This window comes from Streptomyces sp. NPDC054932 (genome assembly GCF_053610205.1).
Genome location: NZ_JBSGXU010000045.1, coordinates 1 through 17523 on the forward strand (window position 1 = coordinate 1; position 17523 = coordinate 17523).

Below are 17523 nucleotides of genomic sequence, written 5' to 3' on the forward strand. Positions count from 1 at the left end.
CGCGGCAAGCGTGCGTGCCAGGCCCCGCCGAGCAGACGGGACTTTGCGGACACGACCTAGCCACCGGCGGACAGCGGAGGAAGCGGGTCCGGCTCACGCCCCACCGGCGCGGCCCGGACCCGCTTCCACGTTCCCTCAGCCCGCCGGCGTTCGAGACGCCCCTTCAGCCGCCCCCTCAGCCCCGCCGGCGTTTGAGGCACCCCCTCAGCCCCGCCGGCGTTTGAGGCGCGGGGGTTCGGGGGCAGCGCCCCCGGCAACGGCGCCGCACCCGGCACATGACACACGGCACATGGCGCACGGCGGGAGTAAGTCCCCGGTAAGTGCGGCTCCCCGCGGGGGACATGGTCACCGCATACTCAAGGGCATGAGCTACGACGCGATCGTGCTGGCCGGCGGCGCCGCGCGGCGACTCGGCGGGGCCGACAAGCCCGCGCTGAGCGTCGGCGGCCGCGCACTCCTCGACCGCGTCCTCGACGCCTGCCCGGACGCCCGGACCACCGTCGTGGTCGGCGGCCGGCGGCCCACCGCCCGCCCGGTCGACTGGACCCGCGAGGACCCGCCCGGCGGCGGCCCCGTGGCCGCGCTGGACGCCGGGCTGCGCCGGACCACCGCCGAGCGGGTCCTCGTCCTCTCCGCCGACCTGCCGTTCCTCGACCGGGAGACCGTACGGGCCCTGCTCGACGCCCCCGGCGCGGACGGGGCGATGCTGCGCGACCCCGACGGCCGGGACCAGCCGCTGGTCGCCGCGTACCGGGCCGAGCCCCTGCGCCGCGAGATCGCCCTGCTCGCCGCCGAACACGGCAGCCTCACCGGGCTCCCGCTGCGCGCGCTCACCGCCGAACTGGACCTCGCCCGGGTCACGTCCCGGCCACTCGCCTCCTTCGACTGCGACACCTGGGAGGATCTCGCCGCCGCCCGCGCACGGATCAGGGAGCATGGAAGCGTGCTGGAGCAATGGATCACCGCCGTCAAGAACGAGCTGGGCATCGACCTCGCCGTCGACACCAACACCCTGCTCGACCTCGCCCGGGACGCCGCCCACGGCGTCGCCCGGCCCGCCGCCCCGCTGACCACCTTCCTGGTCGGCTACGCGGCCGCCCACGCCGCCGCCACCGGCGCCGACCCCGCCCAGGCCGTCGCCGAGGCCTCCCGCAAGGCGGCCGACCTGGCGCTGCGCTGGGCCGACGAGGCAGCGGCCGACGCCGCCGAACAGAACGGCTCGGGATGACCCCCACGAACTCCGCCGAGCAGGCCCTCGACGAGGCCCTGGCCCTGGTCAGCCGGGCGGCCCCCGAGGGCGGCGGCGCGGGCGGCCACCGCGCCGCCGCCTGGCAGCGGGCCCGGGACACCGCCGCCCACGCCGGGAGCCGGGTGCGGCCCCGTACCCACCGCGTGCCGCTCGCGGACGCCCTCGGCGAGGTCCTGGCCGACGCCCTGGAGGCGCTGACCGACCTGCCGTCCTTCGACACCTCCGCCATGGACGGCTGGGCCGTCGCGGGCCCCGGCCCCTGGAGCGTGCGGGCCGGCGGCGGCGTCCTGGCCGGCTCCGACCGCCCGGAGCCCCTCACGGACGGCGAGGCCGTACGGATCGCCACCGGTGCCCGGATCCCCGCCGACACCACCGCCGTCGTCCGCAGCGAGCACTGCCGCGAGGCCGGCACCCAGCTCTTCGCCGACCGGCCCGTCCTCACCGGCCAGGACATCCGCCCGCGGGGCCAGGAGTGCCGCTCCGGCGACCTGCTGCTGCCCGCGGGTTCGCTGGTCACCCCGGCCGTGCTGGGGCTCGCCGCGGCCGCCGGATACGACGAGCTGACCACCCGGCCCCGTCCGCGCGTGGAGATCCTGGTGCTCGGCGACGAGCTCCTCACCTCGGGCCGCCCGCACGAGGGGCTGGTCCGCGACGCCCTCAGCCCCATGCTCGGTCCCTGGATCGACCGACTCGGCGCCGAGGTCATCGGCACACGGCGGCTCGGCGACGACCCGGCGGGGGCCGCGGCCCTGCTGGAGGCCGTCACCACGAGCACCGCCGACGTCCTCGTCACCACGGGCGGCACCGCCTCCGGGCCCGTCGACCACGTCCACCCCGTGCTGCGGGAGGCGGGCGCCGAACTGCTGGTCGACGGGGTGGCGGTCCGCCCCGGGCACCCCATGCTGCTGGCCCGCCTCGGATCCGGCACGCCCGAGGGGGAACCGGTGCGCCACCTGGTCGGGCTGCCCGGGAACCCGCTGGCCGCCGTCTCCGGGCTGCTGACCCTCGCCGAACCCCTGCTGCGCGCCCTCGCCGGCCGCCGGGGGCGCCCCCGCTACACCGCGCCGGTGCAGGGCGAGGTACCCGGCCACCCGTACGACACCCGGCTGGTGCCGGTCCTGCTGAGCGACGAGCACGCGGTGCCGCTGCGCTACCACGGCCCCGCGATGCTGCGCGGTGTGGCGGCCGCCGACGCGCTGGCCGTCGTACCGCCGAAGGGCGCGCGGTCCGGGCAGGAACTGGAGATTCTCGATCTGCCCTGGGCTTCTGGAGGATGTTTCACGTGAAACTGCACGGCCAGGACTCCATGGCCCGCGGCGCCGACGAGAAACTCGTCTCCCGGCGCATCAAGCTGCCCAAACGCGTCGTCGAGAACCCGCTGAGGCAGGTCACCAAGCGCCTGCTGATGGCCTTGTTCGTGCTCTTCCTGACGGTCTTCATCGTGTGGCTGGACCGCGACGGCTACCACGACAACGCCAACGAGCAGGTCGATCTCCTCGACTGCTTCTACTACGCCACGGTGACGCTGTCCACGACGGGCTACGGCGACATCGTGCCGTACAGCGACAGCGCACGACTGATCAACATCCTGCTGATCACCCCGCTGCGCGTGCTGTTCCTGATCATCCTGGTCGGCACCACCCTGGAAGTCCTGACGGAACGGACGAGGGAAGAGTGGCGGCTGAAGAGCTGGAGGAAGAACTTGCGTGAGCACACGGTCGTCGTCGGCTTCGGAACGAAGGGCCGCTCGGCCCTGCAGACGCTGCTGGCCACCGGCCTCTCCAAGGAGCAGGTCGTCATCGTCGACCCCAGCGCCAAGGTGATCGACACGGCGAACGCGGAGGGATTCACGGGCGTGGTCGGCGACGCCACCCGCTCCGACGTCCTGCTCCGCGCCGAACTGCAGAAGGCCCGTCAGATCGTCATCGCGACCCAGCGGGACGACACGGCGGTCCTGGTCACCCTGACCGCCCGGCAGCTCAACCGCGGGGCGAAGATCGTCGCGGCGGTGCGCGAGGAGGAGAACGCCCCGCTGCTGCGCCAGTCCGGCGCGGACGCGGTCATCACGAGCGCGAGCGCGGCCGGCCGGCTGCTGGGCCTCTCGGTGCTCAGCCCGAGCGCGGGCACCGTGATGGAGGACCTGATCCAGCAGGGCAGCGGCCTCGACCTCCTCGAACGACCCGCCCGCAAGGCCGAGGTCGGCAAGTCGGTACGGGACACCGAGGACCTGGTGGTGAGCGTTCTGCGCGGGCACCGGCTGCTCCCGTACGACGATCCGCACGCGAGCCCGATCCAGCTGACGGACCGTCTCATCACCATCGTGCGGGCGACGCCGCCCGCCTCGCCGCAGGTGAAGTTCGGACCTGCCGATTAGGACGTCTCCTTCGGATCCTGCCGGGCCGTGGCGTAGCCTCCGGGCCATGCATGCGATCACCATCGAGCAGCCCGGCGGCCCCGATGCCCTCGTCTGGGCCGACGTACCCGATCCGGTGCCGGGCGAGGGCGAGGTACTCGTCGAGGTCGCGGCGAGCGCCGTGAACCGCGCCGACGTGCTCCAGCGGCAGGGGTTCTACGATCCGCCGCCCGGCGCCTCGCGCCATCCGGGGCTGGAGTGTTCCGGACGGATCGCCTCGATCGGACCGGGGGTGTCCGGCTGGTCCGTGGGCGACGAGGTGTGCGCCCTGCTGGCCGGCGGCGGATACGCCGAGCGGGTGGCCGTGCCCGCGGGCCAGCTGCTGCCGGTCCCGGGGGGCGTGGACCTGGTGACGGCGGCCGCGCTGCCCGAGGTCGTCACGACCGTGTGGTCCAACGTGTTCATGGTGGCGGGCCTCCGCCCCGGGGAGACCCTGCTGGTGCACGGCGGGTCCAGCGGGATCGGGACGATGGCGATCCAGCTGGCGAAGGCGGTCGGCGCGACCGTCGCCGTGACGGCGGGCGGCCCGGAGAAGCTGGCGCGCTGCAAGGAGCTGGGCGCGGACATCCTGATCGACTACCGCGAACAGGACTTCGTGGCCGAGCTGCGCGCGGCGACGGGCGGGGCCGGGGCCGACGTGATCCTGGACATCATGGGGGCGAAGTACCTCGCCCGGAACGTGGACGCGCTGGCCGTGAACGGGCGGCTCGCGGTGATCGGGCTCCAGGGCGGGGTGAAGGCCGAGCTGAACCTCGGCGCGCTGCTGGCCAAGCGGGCGGCCATCACCGCCACCTCACTGCGGACCCGCCCGCTGGAGGAGAAGGCGGCCATCGTCGCGGCCGTACGCGAGCACGTGTGGCCGCTGGTGGCAGCGGGGCGGGTGCGGCCGGTGGTGCACGCGGCCTTCCCGATGCGGGATGCGGCCGAGGCCCACCGGGTGCTGGAATCCAGCGCCCACGTGGGCAAACTCCTGCTCACGGTCTGAACCGGGGCGGGGTTCCCGCTGCGCGGAGCCTGCCCCGCCCCGCCCTTTCTCCGTTTCCCGGGCTCTTCCCGGACCCGGTCCTCAGACGCAGGACGGCTGGAGGATCCAGCCTTGCCGGCGTTTGAGGCGCGGGGTCCGGGGCGGCGCCCCGGGAAGCGGAACGGCTACAGGCTGCGCAGCAGGACCGCCGGGGACTCCACGCAGTCGGCGACGTGGCGGAGGAAGCCGCCCGCCGTGCCGCCGTCGCAGACCCGGTGGTCGAAGGTCAGCGACAGCTGGACGACCTTGCGGACCGCCAACTGACCCTCGTGGACCCAGGGCTTGTCGATGATCCGGCCCACGCCGAGCATCGCCGCCTCGGGGTGGTTGATGATCGGTGTGGAGCCGTCGACACCGAACACCCCGTAGTTGTTCAGGGTGAAGGTGCCGCCCGTCAGGTCCGACGGGGCCAGCTTCCCGGCCCGGGCCAGCTCGGTCAGCCGGGCGAACTCCGCCGACAGGGACTCCGGGTTGCGGTGCTGCGCGTCCCGGACCACCGGAACCACCAGGCCCCGCTCGGTCTGCGCGGCGAAGCCCAGGTGCACCGACGGGAGCCGGACGATCTCCTTGGCCGCGAGGTCCACGGTGGAGTTGAGCTCCGGGTACCGGGCCAGGGCGGCCGTGCAGATCCGGGCCAGCAGTGCGAGCACCGAGATCTTGGGCCCGCCCACGGCGTTCATCGCGGCGCGGGCCGCCATCAGCTCGGTGGCGTCCGCGTCGACCCAGCAGGTGGCGTCCGGGATCTCCCGGCGGCTGCGCGACAGCTTCTCGGCGACCGCCCCGCGCACGCCCTTGAGCGGGATCCGCTCGCCCTGCACCGCAACGGCCGGGGCCGCGGCGGGGGCCGGTTCGGGCGCCCGCAGCGCGGCCAGTGCCGCCTCGACGTCCGCCCGCAGGATCAGTCCGTCGGGCCCGGACCCGCGCAGCGCGCGCAGGTCGACCCCGCCGTCCTTGGCCAGCTTGCGCACGAGCGGCGAGATCACGGGGACCGGACCGGCCGGGACGGCCGCGACAGCCGCGACGGCCGCCACGGGTGCGACGGGCGCCGCCGCCGGCACGGTGACCGGCGCTGCGGCCTGCGCCGAGACCGCGGCGGTGACGGGTCGCACCCGTCGCCGACGCGCCGGGCGCGAGTGGTCCTCGCCGTAACCGATCAGGGGCCGGGGCCCGCTGCCGGAGCCCTCGGCACCGGCCGCCGGCGCCGCCGGGGCCTCCGGGAGCGACGACGCCCCCACCGCCACGGTGATCAGCGGTGCTCCGACGGGCAGTTCCGTGCCCTCCTCCCCGAAACGGGCGGTGACCACACCGCCGTAGGGGCACGGAACCTCCACCATCGCCTTGGCCGTCTCGACCTCGACCACCGGCTGGTCGATGGCGACGACATCGCCCACCGCGACCAGCCAGCGGACGATCTCTGCCTCGGTCAGGCCCTCCCCGAGATCGGGAAGCTTGAATTCCATTACCTGCGGCATCAGTTCTCCCACTGCAGGCGGGCCACGGTGTCCAGGATCCGGTCGACGCCCGGCAGGTGGTGCTTCTCCAGCATCGGCGGCGGATACGGGATGTCGAAGCCCGTCACCCGCAGCACCGGCGCCTCGAGGTGGTGGAAGCAGCGCTCCGTGACGCGGGCGGCGATCTCCGCGCCCGGGCCGCCGAAGCCGTTCGCCTCGTGGACGACCACCGCGCGCCCGGTGCGGCGTACGGACTCCACGACCGTGTCCTCGTCGAAGGGGACGAGCGAGCGCAGGTCCACGACCTCCAGGTCCCAGCCCTCCTCGCGCGCCGCCTCGGCCGCCTCCAGACAGACCGGCAGCGAAGGACCGTAGGTGATCAGCGTGGCGCTCGTGCCGGTCCGTCGGACCAGTGCCTTCCCGATGCCCGGCACGGCCGCCGGCGCCTCGGGCCGCCAGTCGGCCTTCGACCAGTAGAGCCGCTTCGGCTCCAGGAAGACCACCGGGTCGTCGCTCGCGATCGACGCGCGCAGCAGCCCGTACGCGTCCTCGACGGTCGCCGGGGTCACCACGTGCAGGCCGGGGGTGGCCACGTAGTACGCCTCGGAGGAGTCGCAGTGGTGCTCCACACCGCCGATCCCGCCGCCGTACGGCACCCGGATGGTGATCGGCAGGGGCATCGCGCCGCGGGTGCGGTTGCGCATCTTCGCCACGTGCGAGATGAGCTGCTCGAACGCCGGGTACGCGAAGGCGTCGAACTGCATCTCCACCACGGGCCGCAGCCCGTACATGGCCATGCCGACCGCCGCGCCCAGGATGCCCGCCTCGGCGAGCGGGGTGTCCGTGCAGCGCTCCTCGCCGAACTCCTTCGCGAGCCCGTCCGTGATCCGGAAGACCCCGCCGAGCGTCCCGACGTCCTCACCCATGACGTGGACCGTCGGGTCCTCGGCCATCGCGTCGCGCATCGCCCGGGTCAGGGCCTGCGCCATCGTCGAGGGCTTGGCCCCCGACTTCGCGGACTTCGCCGCCACCGTCGTCACGCCTGGTCCTCGGCTTCCAGCTCTGCGCGCAGCATGGCCGCCTGCTCACGCAGTCGGTCGGTCTGCTCCGCGTACACGTGCGCGAACAAGTCCATCGGGTCCACCACCGGGTCCGCGTTCATCCCCTCGCGGAGCGCCGCGGCCATCACCTCGGCCTCGTCGCGCGCCGCCTGGACGGCTGCTTCGTCGATGATCCCGCGCGCGGTCAGTTCGCGCTCCAGCAGATCGATCGGGTCGTGCGCCTTCCATGCCTCGACCTCGGCGTCACCGCGGTAGCGGGTCGCGTCGTCCGCGTTGGTGTGGGCCTCCATGCGGTAGGTGACGGCCTCGATCAGGGTCGGACCACCACCGGCCCGGGCCCGGCGGACCGCCTCGGACAGCACCTCGTGCATCGCGGCGATGTCGTTGCCGTCGACCAGCCGGCCGGGCATTCCGTACCCCACGGCCTTGTGGGCCAGCGTCGGGGCGGCGGTCTGCTTGGCGAGCGGGACGGATATCGCGAAGCCGTTGTTCTGCACGAGGAAGACCACCGGGGCCTGCCAGACCGCGGCGAAGTTCAGTGCCTCGTGGAAGTCGCCCTCGCTGGTGCCGCCGTCGCCGACCATGGCGAGCGCGACGACCTCGTCGCCGCGCAGGCGGGCGGCGTGCGCCAGGCCCACCGCGTGCGGCAGCTGGGTGGCGAGCGGGGTCGAGAGCGGGGCTATGCGGTGCTCACGCGGGTCGTATCCGGTGTGCCAGTCGCCGCGCAGCAGGGTCAGTGCCTGTACGGGGTCCAGTCCGCGCGCCACGGCCGCCAGGGTGTCGCGGTAGCTCGGGAACAGCCAGTCCTGGTCCTCCAGGACCATGGCGGCCGCGATCTCGCAGGCCTCCTGGCCGACGGTGGAGGGGTAGACGGCGAGCCGGCCCTGCTTGGTGAGCGCCGTGGCCTGGGCGTTGTAGCGGCGGCCGCGCACCAGCTCGGCGTAGCAGCGGCGCATCAGCTCCGGGTCGAGCCGGTCCGCCGCCTCGGTGCCCAGCACCCGGTAGGGCTCGGGGTCCGGCAGCAGCGGCGCGGCGTCCGTACGGGGGCTCCAGGCGGGCGGCGGGGTGGAACGGTGGGACGCACCGGCACCGGGCAGCTCTTGGACCGTCATGGCGGCGTACACCTCCTCGTGGGAAGCGGGCAGGGGGTGCCCCGGGTGTGAGGCCCCTCACCTACCGATTGTTCGGTTGTCTGCGCAATTTGGCTACAGGCGGCTTCAGGCTGTGGACAAACTGGCGTCGGGGCCCTGGGATGGATGCAGGACGTCCAGGAGAGGGAGGCATCGGGCAATGCCGGATGAACAAATGGCCGGAACGGGTTCCGCACCGACCGTGCCGGGGGGCGCACCGGGCGCCCCGGGAGTCCCTCCTGTCGCACCCCGTCCCCTGGATCCGATCGACCGGTCGATCATGCGGCTGCTCCAGGCGGACGGCCGCGCGTCGATACGGTCGGTGGCGGAACAGGTGCACGTCTCGCGGGCGAACGCCTACGCCCGGATCAACCGGCTCATCGACGACGGGGTGATCCGCGGGTTCACGGCCCGCGTCAACCACGAACGCGCAGGCCAGGGCGCATCCGCCTATATCACCCTGAAGATCGTCCAGAACTCGTGGCGGACGGTCCGCGAGCAGCTGCGCGAGCTGCCGGGCGCCGCGCACATCGCGCTGGTCAGCGGGGATTTCGACGTCCTGCTGCTGGTGCACACCCCGGACAACCGGACCCTGCGCGAGCTGGTCCTGACCCGGCTCCAGGCCATTCCCGAGGTCCTCTCGACGCGGACGCTGCTGGTCTTCGAGGAAACGGATCTCCTGGACACGGGCCCGGGCCCGGGCCCGGTCGGCGGCGCCCCGGCGATCGCCGAGGAGTAGCCCGTCCGGGCAGGACAACGCCCCCGGTGCGGCCCGTACGGCCGTTCCGGGGGCGGTCGGTGCCCGGAGGGGTCAGCGGACGGTGCGCAGGCCGTCGAAGGCCATGTGGACGACCGCGTCCGCGAGCTGGTCGGGGCCCGTGCCCGAGTGCGGGCGGTACCACTCGACCAGGGAGTTCACCATGCCGAAGAGCAGGCGGGTGGCGAGGCGGATGTCCACGTCCGCCCGGAGGTCTCCGTCCGCCGCGGCGGCCTTGAGCAGGTCGGCGACCTGGTGGTCGAACTCGCGGCGGCGTTCCAGCGCCCACCGCTCGGTGCGGGTGTTGCCGCGCACGCGCAGCAGCAGCGTCACGTACGGCAGCTCCCCGACCAGCACCTCGACCGTGCGGCGCGTGACGTACTCGACGCGTTCGACCGCCCGGCCCCGTACCGCGCCCGGCTCCTCCAGGATCGCGAAGAGCCCGTCGAGGGCGCGGCTGACGGCCCGCCGCAGCAGCTCCTCCTTGCCCGCGACGTGGTGGTAGATCGAGGACTTCGAGATGCCCGCGGCCTTGGAGAGGTGCTCCATGGAGGTGCCGTCGTAGCCGCGCTCGTTGAAGACCTGGACGGCGACCGTGAGGAGTGTCTCGGGGGTGTAGGTGTCCCGCTTGGCCGTCGTCACTCGGCCCCCTCCTCGTCGTCCGCGGCGTAGCCCAGCTTGAACAGGGCCAGGGAGGGCGCGTACCGGCCCCCGGGACAGCGCTCGTCGAGGTGGTGCAGCAGGTCGTAGGCCCAGTCCCGGCCGAGCCGCTCGTGCCATTCGACGGGGCCCAGCGGGTAGTTGACGCCGAGCCGCATCGCCGTGTCGATGTCCTCGGCCGAGGCCGCGCCGCGGGCGACGGCGTCGGCCGTGAGGTCGATCAGCATCGCGACGGTCCGCGCGACGATCATGCCGGGGACGTCGCCGATCACGGAGACCTTCTTGCCCAGCTTCTGGAAGAGGCCGATCGCCTCGGCGAGGGTCCGCTCGCTGGTGTCCTCGCTGGCGGAGAGCGCGATCCGGGTGGCACCTCGGTAGTCGAGCGCGAGGTCGAAGTAGACGACGTCCGCGAACTCGACGGAGGTCTTGCCGTCCGCGAGGACCAGCTGGCCCTCGCCGGGCAGCTGGATGTACGGGCCCCCCTGCTCGGTGGCCGCGACCGCGATCCCGGCCTCCTCCAGCAGGTCCACGAGGTCGGCGGCCGGGCCGAGGTCACCGACGACGGTGACCTTCGCCGGGGCCTCCTCGGGCGCCGCGGTGTGCGGGAGCGCCGGCTCGGCGTCCGGGCCGTACGGGTACCACCCGTGCCCGGACTTGCGGCCGAGGCGGCCCGACTGGACGAGGCGGCGCTGGGCGAGGGAGGGGGTGAACTTGGGGCTGCGGAAGAAGGACTCCCAGACCGAGCGGGTCACGGCCTCGTTGACGTCCTGGCCGATCAGGTCGGTCAGCTGGAAGGGGCCCATCTTGAAGCCGCCGCTCTCGCGGAGCACGGCGTCGATGGTGGCCGGGTCGGCGCCCTGCTCCTCGTACACCGCGAAGGCCTCGGCGTAGAAGGGGCGGGCGATCCGGTTGACGATGAAACCGGGGGTGTCTGCGCAGCGGACCGGCGTCTTCCCCCAGCCGAGGACGGTGCGGTACGCGCGCTCGGCGCAGGCCGGGTCGGTCGCGAAACCGCTGACCACCTCGACGAGCGGAAGCAGCGGGGCCGGGTTGAAGAAGTGCAGGCCGAGGAAGCGGCCGGGGTGCGCGAGGCCGGCGGCGAGCTCGGTGACGGAGAGGGAGGAGGTGTTGGTGGCCAGCAGCGCGTCCGGGGACACCACCTCTTCGAGCGCGGCGAAGAGCGTCTGCTTCACGGTGACGTTCTCGACCACCGCCTCGATGACGAGGGCGGCCCCGGCGAGGTCCGCGAGGTCGCCGGCCGAAACGATCCGGCCGATCGCCTCCTCGGCCTCGGCGCGGTCCAGACGGCCCTTGGCGGCCATCCGCTCGACCCTGTCCTGGACGATTCCGACGCCGTCGGCGGCGAGGCCGGCATTGATGTCGTAGATCAGCACGCGGTGGCCTGCGAGAAGGGCGACCTGGGCGATGCCCTGGCCCATGGTGCCCGCGCCGACGACCGCCACAGTGCGGGACCGCTCGATTGCTGTCATGTCCTGATCCTCCCGCACACACTTATCCACAGGTCCGCCGGGCCCTCTTGTCCCGACCGATCGTTCGGTTACTCTAACTCCAGTCTGCTCTCCTTCGCCCGGCTCAACGAGGAGTTGGTCCCTGATGGCCGCCGAGCTCACCGTCCCCCAGCTGTCCGCCAAGCACCGGCCCACTCTGGACCAGGCCCTGTCGGCGATCCGCAGCCGCGCCTACTGGTCCCCGCATCCCGAACACCCCAAGGCGTACGGCGAGACCGCGCCCGCCGACGGGCTCGCCGCCTTCGAGGCCGTCCGCGGCACGCGGCTGGACCTGGGCCAGCCCGGCACCGACGGCTGGACGGGCGCCGAGGTGTCCCCGTTCGGCCCGGAGCTGGGTGTCGAGTACCCCCACGTCGACCCGGACGTGCTGCTGCCCGCGATGAAGGCCGGCATGGGTGCCTGGCGCGACGCGGGACCCGAGGCGCGCGCCCTGGTCTGCATCGAGATCCTGGCCCGCATCTCCGCCCGGACCCACGAGTTCGCGCACGCGGTCATGCACACCAGCGGCCAGGCCTTCATGATGGCGTTCCAGGCCGGCGGCCCGCACGCGCAGGACCGCGGCCTGGAGGCCGTGGCCTACGCGTACGAGGAGCAGACCCGGGTCCCCGGCCAGGCCGACTGGTCGAAGCCGCAGGGCAAGAAGGACCCGCTGGAGCTCGGCAAGACCTTCACCGCCGTCCCGCGCGGCATCGCCCTCATGATCGGCTGCAACACCTTCCCGACCTGGAACGGCTACCCCGGTCTGTTCGCCTCCCTCGCCACCGGCAACGCGGTGCTGGTCAAGCCGCACCCGCGGGCCGTGCTGCCGCTCGCACTGACCGTCCAGGTCGCGCGGGAGGTGCTCGCGGAAGCGGGCTTCGACCCGAACCTGGTCGCGCTCGCGGTCGAGCGCCCGGGTGAGGGCATCGCCAAGGCCCTCGCGGTCCGCCCGGAGATCAAGCTGATCGACTACACCGGGTCCACGGAGTTCGGGGACTGGCTGGAGACCAACGCCCGCCAGGCGCAGGTCTACACGGAGAAGGCCGGCGTCAACACCGTCGTCCTGGACTCCACCGACAACTACAAGGGCATGCTGTCCAACCTGGCGTTCTCGCTGTCCCTGTACAGCGGCCAGATGTGCACCACCCCGCAGAACCTGCTGATCCCGCGCGACGGCATCGCGACGGACGCCGGCCACAAGACCTACGACGAGGTCGTCGCCGACCTCGCCGCCTCGGTCGGCGGCCTGCTGGGCGACGACGCCCGGGCCAACGCGCTGCTCGGCGCGCTCGTCAACCCGGACGTCAGGACCCGGCTGGAGGCCGCGGCCGCGCTGGGCGAGGTCGCGCTGGCCTCCCGGGAGGTCGTGAACCCCGAATTCCCCGACGCGGTGGTCCGCACGCCCGTCATGGTCAAGCTGGACGCCGCCAAGCCGGACCCGGAGGCGCCCTACCTCTCCGAGTGCTTCGGCCCGGTCTCCTTCGCGGTGGCCGTGGACACCACCGCCGACGCCCTCGACCTGCTGCGCCGCACGGTGCGGGAGAAGGGCGCCATGACGGTGGGCGCGTACACGACGTCGGCGGACACCGAGCGGGCGATCGAGGAGGTCTGCCTGGAGGAGTCCGCGCAGCTCTCCCTGAACCTGACCGGTGGGGTGTTCGTCAACCAGACCGCCGCGTTCTCGGACTTCCACGGCTCCGGCGGCAACCCGGCGGCCAACGCCGCCCTGTGCGACGGCGCCTTCGTCGCGAACCGGTTCCGCGTGGTGGAGGTCCGCCGCCAGGCGTAGCCCCGCTCAGGCTTCGGACGCCTCCTCCCCGAAAATGCGGGCGGAGGCGTCCACCTGGGCCATCCTGCGCAGGGCGGCGAAGATCGCGTCGCCCACCACCGTGCCGACGACCACCGCCTCCACGAGGTCCTCACGGGCCACTCGGCGGGCGGTGTAGTCCAGGTCCGCGCGGCCCACCCGCTCGGCCGCCTCCGCGTAGTCGTCGAGCATGTCGACGAGGTCGCCGTGCCCCACCCGCTCCAGCGAGGCGAGCGCGGCCACCAGGGCCTCGGATGCCTTGTTGCCGGGCTCGACGCGCCAGCCGCGCGTCTCGATCAGCCGCGCCACCCGCTCCCGGGCCAGCACCGTCTCCGCGTCCTGCGCGCCGCCGCTGCCGCCGTATTCCGGCACCAGACTCCGGGCCGCCGCGCCCAGCACCTTGTGCACCGGCCGCTCCTTGTCGTCCACGGCCGTGAGCACCTCGCCGATGGCCGCCACCGAGAGCCCGCCGACCTCCAGCAGCGCCCGGACCAGCCGTAGCCGCCGCTCGTGCACGTCCGCGTAGCTGGCCTGGTTGGGACTCGTCAGCTCCCCCGCGGGGAGCAGCCCCTCCCGCAGGTAGTACTTGATCGTCGGTACCGGCACTCCGGTCCGCCGGCTCAACTCTCCGATGCGCACGCCGCGTTCACCTTTTTCCTCTTGCCCTGTCCGCCTCCATCATAGATAGTGGCGCTATCAGATAGCAGAGAGTGTCGCTATCCATTCATGACGGGGGTATGAATGACGATGGGTTCCTGGCGCGCCCGGCACCGTCCGCTGGTGGTGTTCGCCCTGGTGATGGCCGTGTGGGCGCTCGGCTCCGCCGTCGGTCTCCTGGTCGACGACCGCGTGCTCACGGGGGCGCCGATCTGGGCCAAGCCCTTCAAGTTCGCGGTCTCGTTCGTCGCCTACTGCCTCAGCCTGGCCTGGATGATCTCGCTGCTGGGCGAGACCCGGCCGCGGCTGCGCCGGACCGCCTGGTGGGCGGGCACGGTCGTGGTCGCCGCGAGCGCCGGGGAGATGGTGCTGATCACCCTGCAGGTCTTCCGCGGGGTGCGCAGCCACTTCAACGGCGCGACGCCCTTCGACGCCCGGATCTACTCCCTCATGGGCAACACGGTGGTCGTCCTGTGGCTCGCCACGCTCGTCGTCGCCGCCCTGCTCTGGCGCGCCGAGGTCGCCGACCGGGCCGCGGCCTGGTCGATCCGGATCTCCACCGTCCTGGCGCTGACCGGTGCCGGACTCGCCGTCCTGATGACCCTGCCCACTGCCGAGCAGCAGCGCCTCGACGCGGCCGGCGCCGAGGTCCCGGAGAGCGGCGGGCACAGCGTGGGAGTGCCCGACGGCGGCCCCGGAATGTTCCTCACCGGCTGGTCCACCACCGGCGGGGACCTGCGCATCCCGCACTTCTTCGGCATGCACGCCCTGCAGCTGCTGCCGCTCCTCGTGCTCGTCCTGGCCGCGCTCGCCCCGCGCTTCGCCCGGCTGCGCGACGAACGGGTGCGGGTACGGCTGGTCCTCGTGGCCGGCGCGGTGTACGCGGCGGTGCTCGCCCTGCTGACCTGGCAGGCGCTGCGCGGCCAGTCGCTGGTCCACCCGGACGGGGCGACGCTCGGCGCGGCCGCGGCGATCCTGATCGGGGGAGGGCTAGGGGGTGTCGCCGCCCTGTTCGCCGGCCGGAGGGGCCGGGGGGCCGCCCCAGTGGAAGAGGGTCATGGCGACGCTGGTGGCGAGGTTGTAGCTGGAGACCTGCGGGCGCATCGGCAGGGAGACCAGGTGGTCGGCCCGGGCGCGGAGCTCCGGTGAGATCCCGTGGCGCTCCGAGCCGAAGGCGAGCAGGGCGTCGTCCGGGAGGGTGAGGGCACGGATGTCCTCGCCCTCCGGGTCGAGGGCGTAGAGCGGCCCGGGCGGCAGCTCGTCCAGGGCGAGGCGCTCGACGGTGGTGGCGTAGTGCAGCCCGGCCCCGGCCCGGACCACGTTCGGGTGCCAGGGGTCGAGATCGCCGCAGGTCACCACGCCGGTGGCACCGAAACCGGCGGCGAGCCGGACGACGGCTCCGACGTTGCCGAGGTTGCGGGGGTTGTCGAGGACGACGACGGGCGCGGGCCTGGGCAGCCGTCCCAGCCCCTCGATGCCCGCCGCCCGGTCGGGCCGTACCGCGAGGGCCGCGACCCCGGTGGGATGCACCCGGGGCAGGACGTCCTTGAGGTCGGCCCGCCGCGCGAGGCGCCCCACGGCGGCCTCGACGTCCGGAGCCAGCTCGCGGGCCAGCGCCCGTACCGCGTCGGGGTCCTCGGCGATGACCATCCGCACGTCGGCCCCGAACCGCAGCGCGTGCTTCAGCGCGTGGAACCCGTCGAGCACGACGAGGCCCCCCGCCTGCTCGGCCTCCCGCCATCCCCGCACCGTCTCGTCCATACCCCGACCCTAAGGTCCCTGCGGGCCGTCTCCGCCGCGCGGGGTCCGGGGCGGAGCCCCGGGAGGCGGCGCGCCGCAGAGCACCCTCAGCGTGGCGCGGGCACCGGCGCCGGCTCCGGCTCCGGCTCCGGCTCGGCGGGTTCCGACACCGGCTCCACCGCACGCCACCGCAGGCCGGCGGCCCGCGCACCCGCCCACACCAGGAACCCGGTGGGCAGGAACACCGCGTCCGCGGCGATCATCGCCAGGGAGAAGAACGGCAGTCCCAGCAGCACCGCGATCCCCGCGTGCTCCAGCATCATCACCGCGAGCAGCACGTTCTTGATCCGCCGGTTGAACAGGGTGAACGGAAACGCCACCTGGACCGCCACCGTCCCGTACGACAGCAGCATGACCAGCGTCCCGCTGCCCGCCACCAGAGCGGACAGCGCCGGCCACGGGGTGAAGTAGTCCAGCCCCAGCGGGTAGTACAGGGCCGTCCCGTCCTGCCACCGGGAGCCCTGGATCTTGTACCAGCCCGCCGTCGCGTAGATCAGGCAGACCTCCGCCATGATCACCAGCATGCCCGCGTTGTGCAGCAGGTTGGCCAGGACGTCCAGGACCGCCCGCCCCTCGCCGTCCGGCTCGTAGCGGTCGACCGTCCACCACAGCGCGCAGACCACCCACACCGCAGCGAAGGCCGCCAGCCAGCCGTAGCCGAACCGCCCGGTCACCGCGCCGAAGGCGAACAGCACGCCCAGCACGCCCCACAGCACCGGCCCGGCCGCCCCGGCCGTCGCCGAGCCGCGCGTACGGGCCCTGCGCGCGTCCAGTGACCACACCTGCGCGCACCGGGTCAGCACGAGGTAGATCGCCATCAGGTGGATGACGTTGTCGCCGCCGTCGCCCATGAACACGCTGCGGTTCTGCAGCGACAGCACGCCGATCATGAAGACCACGGACGTCGCCCGGGTGCGCCAGCCGAGCAGCAGTCCCAGGCTCGCCAGCACGGACACCGCGTAGACGATCTCGAACCACAGCGTGGAGTCCGACCACATCAGCACCGTGAAGGCGTGGTTGGACTCGATCAGCCGCTCCGCCAGGCGCCAGCTCCACGGCCCGTCCGGGCCGTACAGCTCGGCGCGGTTCGGGAACTCGCGCAGCAGGAAGAAGAGCCAGGTCGCGGCGAAGCCGATGCGGACGACGGCGCTCTGGTACGGGCCCAGTGCCTGCCCGGTGACCTGCACGGCCATCCGCCCCGCCGCCGCGCGGGCGCGCTTCACACCGTCCACCACGGCAGCTCCCGGTAGTAGGTCTGGGTGTCGGTGGTCTCGGTGCTCCACTTCGGCGCGGGCACCGCCGTGGTCGCCGAGCGCAGCTGGATCCGCACGATGATCCCGTCCCGGGACTGCGGGGAGAGCCGGTTCACCGCGATCCGCTGCAGGTACTCCTCGGACAGCAGGCCGCGCTCGCCGTTCGGTTTGTTGTCGTCGTCGTGGGAGCCGGTGAAGAAGTCCCAGGCCCGGCGGAGCTCGTTCTGCCGGGTGTGGCTCGGCAGCAGGCTGTGCCGGATGGCCTCGCCGTCCTCGGCGCTGAGGTCGCGCCACGGGGTGGTGATCACTTCGCCGTCGGCGGCCTTGACCTCCGCGCGCGCCTCCACCGCAATGTTCTGCTGCAGCGGGTTGGGGGCGAAGAGCTTCCAGTTCTGCTCGAACTCGGGGTAGATCCAGCCGTCGATCGTCTGCGCGTGCTGCTTGCTCAGGGTGTTCGCCGGCGCCACGTGCAGGAAGACGAGGGCGAGGTGCGTGCAGGCGGCCACCGCGATCGCCCCCAGGGCCAGGGCGGTCACGACCCGGTAGGGGGTGGAAAGACCGGCTATTCCGGGCGCCCGCGGGGGTGGCGGAGCGGCCCCTTCGGCGGGCTCGTGCTCGTTCGAATCCATCCCCACCCGATCGTCCGGCGTCCACAGGGTTGACCTCAGAGGTTGACACCCTACGGGCCGCCGTCTCACCATTGAAGCGAATGAACCGAACGATCGGTCGGTCGGGCGGACGGCGGACTCTCAC

Annotated in this window: 15 protein-coding genes and 1 pseudogene; 7 read left to right on the forward strand and 9 right to left on the reverse strand. The window is 73.2% G+C overall.

What is annotated here, in order from left to right; genetic code table 11:
* Positions 1–364: 364 nt before the first annotated feature.
* The 4 genes from ACWGE1_RS15240 to ACWGE1_RS15255 are packed head-to-tail and all read left to right on the forward strand — an operon-like array spanning position 365 to position 4647.
* Positions 365–1228, forward strand: a complete 864-nt coding sequence (locus tag ACWGE1_RS15240) for an NTP transferase domain-containing protein (RefSeq protein WP_453420968.1) — start codon at positions 365–367, stop codon at positions 1226–1228.
* Positions 1225–2535 carry a molybdopterin molybdotransferase MoeA gene (locus ACWGE1_RS15245; RefSeq protein ID WP_453420969.1) on the forward strand — a complete coding sequence of 437 codons (1311 nt, stop codon included), beginning with the start codon at positions 1225–1227 and terminating at the stop codon, positions 2533–2535. Before ACWGE1_RS15240 ends, ACWGE1_RS15245 begins: the two co-directional genes overlap by 4 nt.
* Positions 2523–3623: a potassium channel family protein gene (locus tag ACWGE1_RS15250; protein WP_453420970.1), complete on the forward strand. Its 1101-nt coding sequence runs from the start codon at positions 2523–2525 to the stop codon at positions 3621–3623. Before ACWGE1_RS15245 ends, ACWGE1_RS15250 begins: the two co-directional genes overlap by 13 nt.
* Before the next feature lie 46 nt (positions 3624–3669).
* Positions 3670–4647: an NAD(P)H-quinone oxidoreductase gene (locus ACWGE1_RS15255; RefSeq protein WP_453420971.1), complete on the forward strand. Its 978-nt coding sequence runs from the start codon at positions 3670–3672 to the stop codon at positions 4645–4647.
* 164 nt (positions 4648–4811) lie between these two features.
* Here ACWGE1_RS15255 and ACWGE1_RS15260 read toward each other — a convergent pair whose 3' ends face one another.
* Genes ACWGE1_RS15260 through pdhA form a run of 3 tightly spaced genes read right to left on the reverse strand, consistent with a single transcriptional unit; the run spans position 4812 to position 8310 of the window.
* On the reverse strand, positions 4812–6158 hold the full coding sequence (locus ACWGE1_RS15260; protein WP_453420972.1) for a dihydrolipoamide acetyltransferase family protein: 1347 nt from the start codon (positions 6156–6158) through the stop codon (positions 4812–4814).
* The gene (locus ACWGE1_RS15265) at positions 6158–7126 is read right to left on the reverse strand and encodes an alpha-ketoacid dehydrogenase subunit beta (protein ID WP_327388540.1); all 969 of its coding nucleotides are present in this window, start codon (positions 7124–7126) and stop codon (positions 6158–6160) included. The genes ACWGE1_RS15260 and ACWGE1_RS15265 overlap by 1 nt, the downstream gene beginning before the upstream one ends.
* A 47-nt stretch (positions 7127–7173) precedes the next feature.
* Positions 7174–8310, reverse strand: a complete 1137-nt coding sequence (gene pdhA, locus ACWGE1_RS15270) for a pyruvate dehydrogenase (acetyl-transferring) E1 component subunit alpha (protein ID WP_453420973.1) — start codon at positions 8308–8310, stop codon at positions 7174–7176.
* A 178-nt stretch (positions 8311–8488) separates the two neighbouring features.
* Between pdhA and ACWGE1_RS15275 the strand changes: the two genes are divergently transcribed.
* Entirely contained in the window at positions 8489–9067 is a 579-nt protein-coding gene (locus ACWGE1_RS15275; protein WP_453420974.1) for an Lrp/AsnC family transcriptional regulator, read from the forward strand.
* A 72-nt stretch (positions 9068–9139) separates the two neighbouring features.
* On the opposite strand, the gene ACWGE1_RS15280 is transcribed toward ACWGE1_RS15275, so the two are convergent.
* Both ACWGE1_RS15280 and ACWGE1_RS15285 read right to left on the reverse strand, forming a co-directional pair.
* Positions 9140–9727, reverse strand: a complete 588-nt coding sequence (locus ACWGE1_RS15280) for a TetR/AcrR family transcriptional regulator (RefSeq protein ID WP_453420975.1) — start codon at positions 9725–9727, stop codon at positions 9140–9142.
* Entirely contained in the window at positions 9724–11235 is a 1512-nt protein-coding gene (locus tag ACWGE1_RS15285) for a 3-hydroxyacyl-CoA dehydrogenase (protein WP_453420976.1), read from the reverse strand. Before ACWGE1_RS15285 ends, ACWGE1_RS15280 begins: the two co-directional genes overlap by 4 nt.
* Positions 11236–11359: 124 nt before the next feature.
* On the opposite strand from ACWGE1_RS15285, the gene paaN reads away from it, so the two are divergent.
* Positions 11360–13042, forward strand: a complete 1683-nt coding sequence (paaN, locus tag ACWGE1_RS15290; protein ID WP_453420977.1) for a phenylacetic acid degradation protein PaaN — start codon at positions 11360–11362, stop codon at positions 13040–13042.
* A gap of 6 nt (positions 13043–13048) precedes the next feature.
* Here the strand turns inward: paaN and ACWGE1_RS15295 are convergent, their stop codons facing one another.
* Complete coding sequence (locus tag ACWGE1_RS15295; protein WP_453420978.1) at positions 13049–13699, reverse strand: MerR family transcriptional regulator; 651 nt, start codon at positions 13697–13699, stop codon at positions 13049–13051.
* A 108-nt stretch (positions 13700–13807) separates the two neighbouring features.
* On the opposite strand from ACWGE1_RS15295, the pseudogene ACWGE1_RS15300 reads away from it, so the two are divergent.
* Positions 13808–14728, forward strand: a pseudogene (locus tag ACWGE1_RS15300) (hypothetical protein); the annotation flags it as partial.
* Here the strand turns inward: ACWGE1_RS15300 and ACWGE1_RS15305 are convergent.
* From ACWGE1_RS15305 to ACWGE1_RS15315, 3 genes are all read right to left on the reverse strand, one after another.
* Positions 14708–15478: a TrmH family RNA methyltransferase gene (locus ACWGE1_RS15305; protein WP_453420979.1), complete on the reverse strand. Its 771-nt coding sequence runs from the start codon at positions 15476–15478 to the stop codon at positions 14708–14710. The pseudogene ACWGE1_RS15300 and the gene ACWGE1_RS15305 overlap by 21 nt on opposite strands.
* 86 nt (positions 15479–15564) lie before the next feature.
* Entirely contained in the window at positions 15565–16710 is a 1146-nt protein-coding gene (locus tag ACWGE1_RS15310; RefSeq protein ID WP_453421003.1) for an HTTM domain-containing protein, read from the reverse strand.
* Positions 16711–16736: 26 nt separating this feature from the next.
* The gene (locus tag ACWGE1_RS15315) at positions 16737–17399 is read right to left on the reverse strand and encodes a DUF5819 family protein (RefSeq protein WP_453420980.1); all 663 of its coding nucleotides are present in this window, start codon (positions 17397–17399) and stop codon (positions 16737–16739) included.
* Positions 17400–17523: the final 124 nt, after the last annotated feature.

What these genes read in the sequence shown, in the direction of transcription:
- ACWGE1_RS15240 (WP_453420968.1), top strand. Translation starts at nt 365, where the DNA reads ATGAGCTACGACGCGATCGTGCTGGCCGGCGGCGCCGCGCGGCGACTC.
- ACWGE1_RS15245 (WP_453420969.1), top strand. Translation starts at nt 1,225, where the DNA reads ATGACCCCCACGAACTCCGCCGAGCAGGCCCTCGACGAGGCCCTGGCC.
- ACWGE1_RS15250 (WP_453420970.1), top strand. Translation starts at nt 2,523, where the DNA reads ATGTTTCACGTGAAACTGCACGGCCAGGACTCCATGGCCCGCGGCGCC.
- ACWGE1_RS15255 (WP_453420971.1), top strand. Translation starts at nt 3,670, where the DNA reads ATGCATGCGATCACCATCGAGCAGCCCGGCGGCCCCGATGCCCTCGTC.
- ACWGE1_RS15260 (WP_453420972.1), bottom strand. Translation starts at nt 6,158, where the DNA reads ATGCCGCAGGTAATGGAATTCAAGCTTCCCGATCTCGGGGAGGGCCTG.
- ACWGE1_RS15265 (WP_327388540.1), bottom strand. Translation starts at nt 7,126, where the DNA reads ATGGCGCAGGCCCTGACCCGGGCGATGCGCGACGCGATGGCCGAGGAC.
- pdhA (WP_453420973.1), bottom strand. Translation starts at nt 8,310, where the DNA reads ATGACGGTCCAAGAGCTGCCCGGTGCCGGTGCGTCCCACCGTTCCACC.
- ACWGE1_RS15275 (WP_453420974.1), top strand. Translation starts at nt 8,489, where the DNA reads ATGCCGGATGAACAAATGGCCGGAACGGGTTCCGCACCGACCGTGCCG.
- ACWGE1_RS15285 (WP_453420976.1), bottom strand. Translation starts at nt 11,235, where the DNA reads ATGACAGCAATCGAGCGGTCCCGCACTGTGGCGGTCGTCGGCGCGGGC.
- paaN (WP_453420977.1), top strand. Translation starts at nt 11,360, where the DNA reads ATGGCCGCCGAGCTCACCGTCCCCCAGCTGTCCGCCAAGCACCGGCCC.
- ACWGE1_RS15305 (WP_453420979.1), bottom strand. Translation starts at nt 15,478, where the DNA reads ATGGACGAGACGGTGCGGGGATGGCGGGAGGCCGAGCAGGCGGGGGGC.
- ACWGE1_RS15310 (WP_453421003.1), bottom strand. Translation starts at nt 16,710, where the DNA reads ATGGCCGTGCAGGTCACCGGGCAGGCACTGGGCCCGTACCAGAGCGCC.
- ACWGE1_RS15315 (WP_453420980.1), bottom strand. Translation starts at nt 17,399, where the DNA reads ATGGATTCGAACGAGCACGAGCCCGCCGAAGGGGCCGCTCCGCCACCC.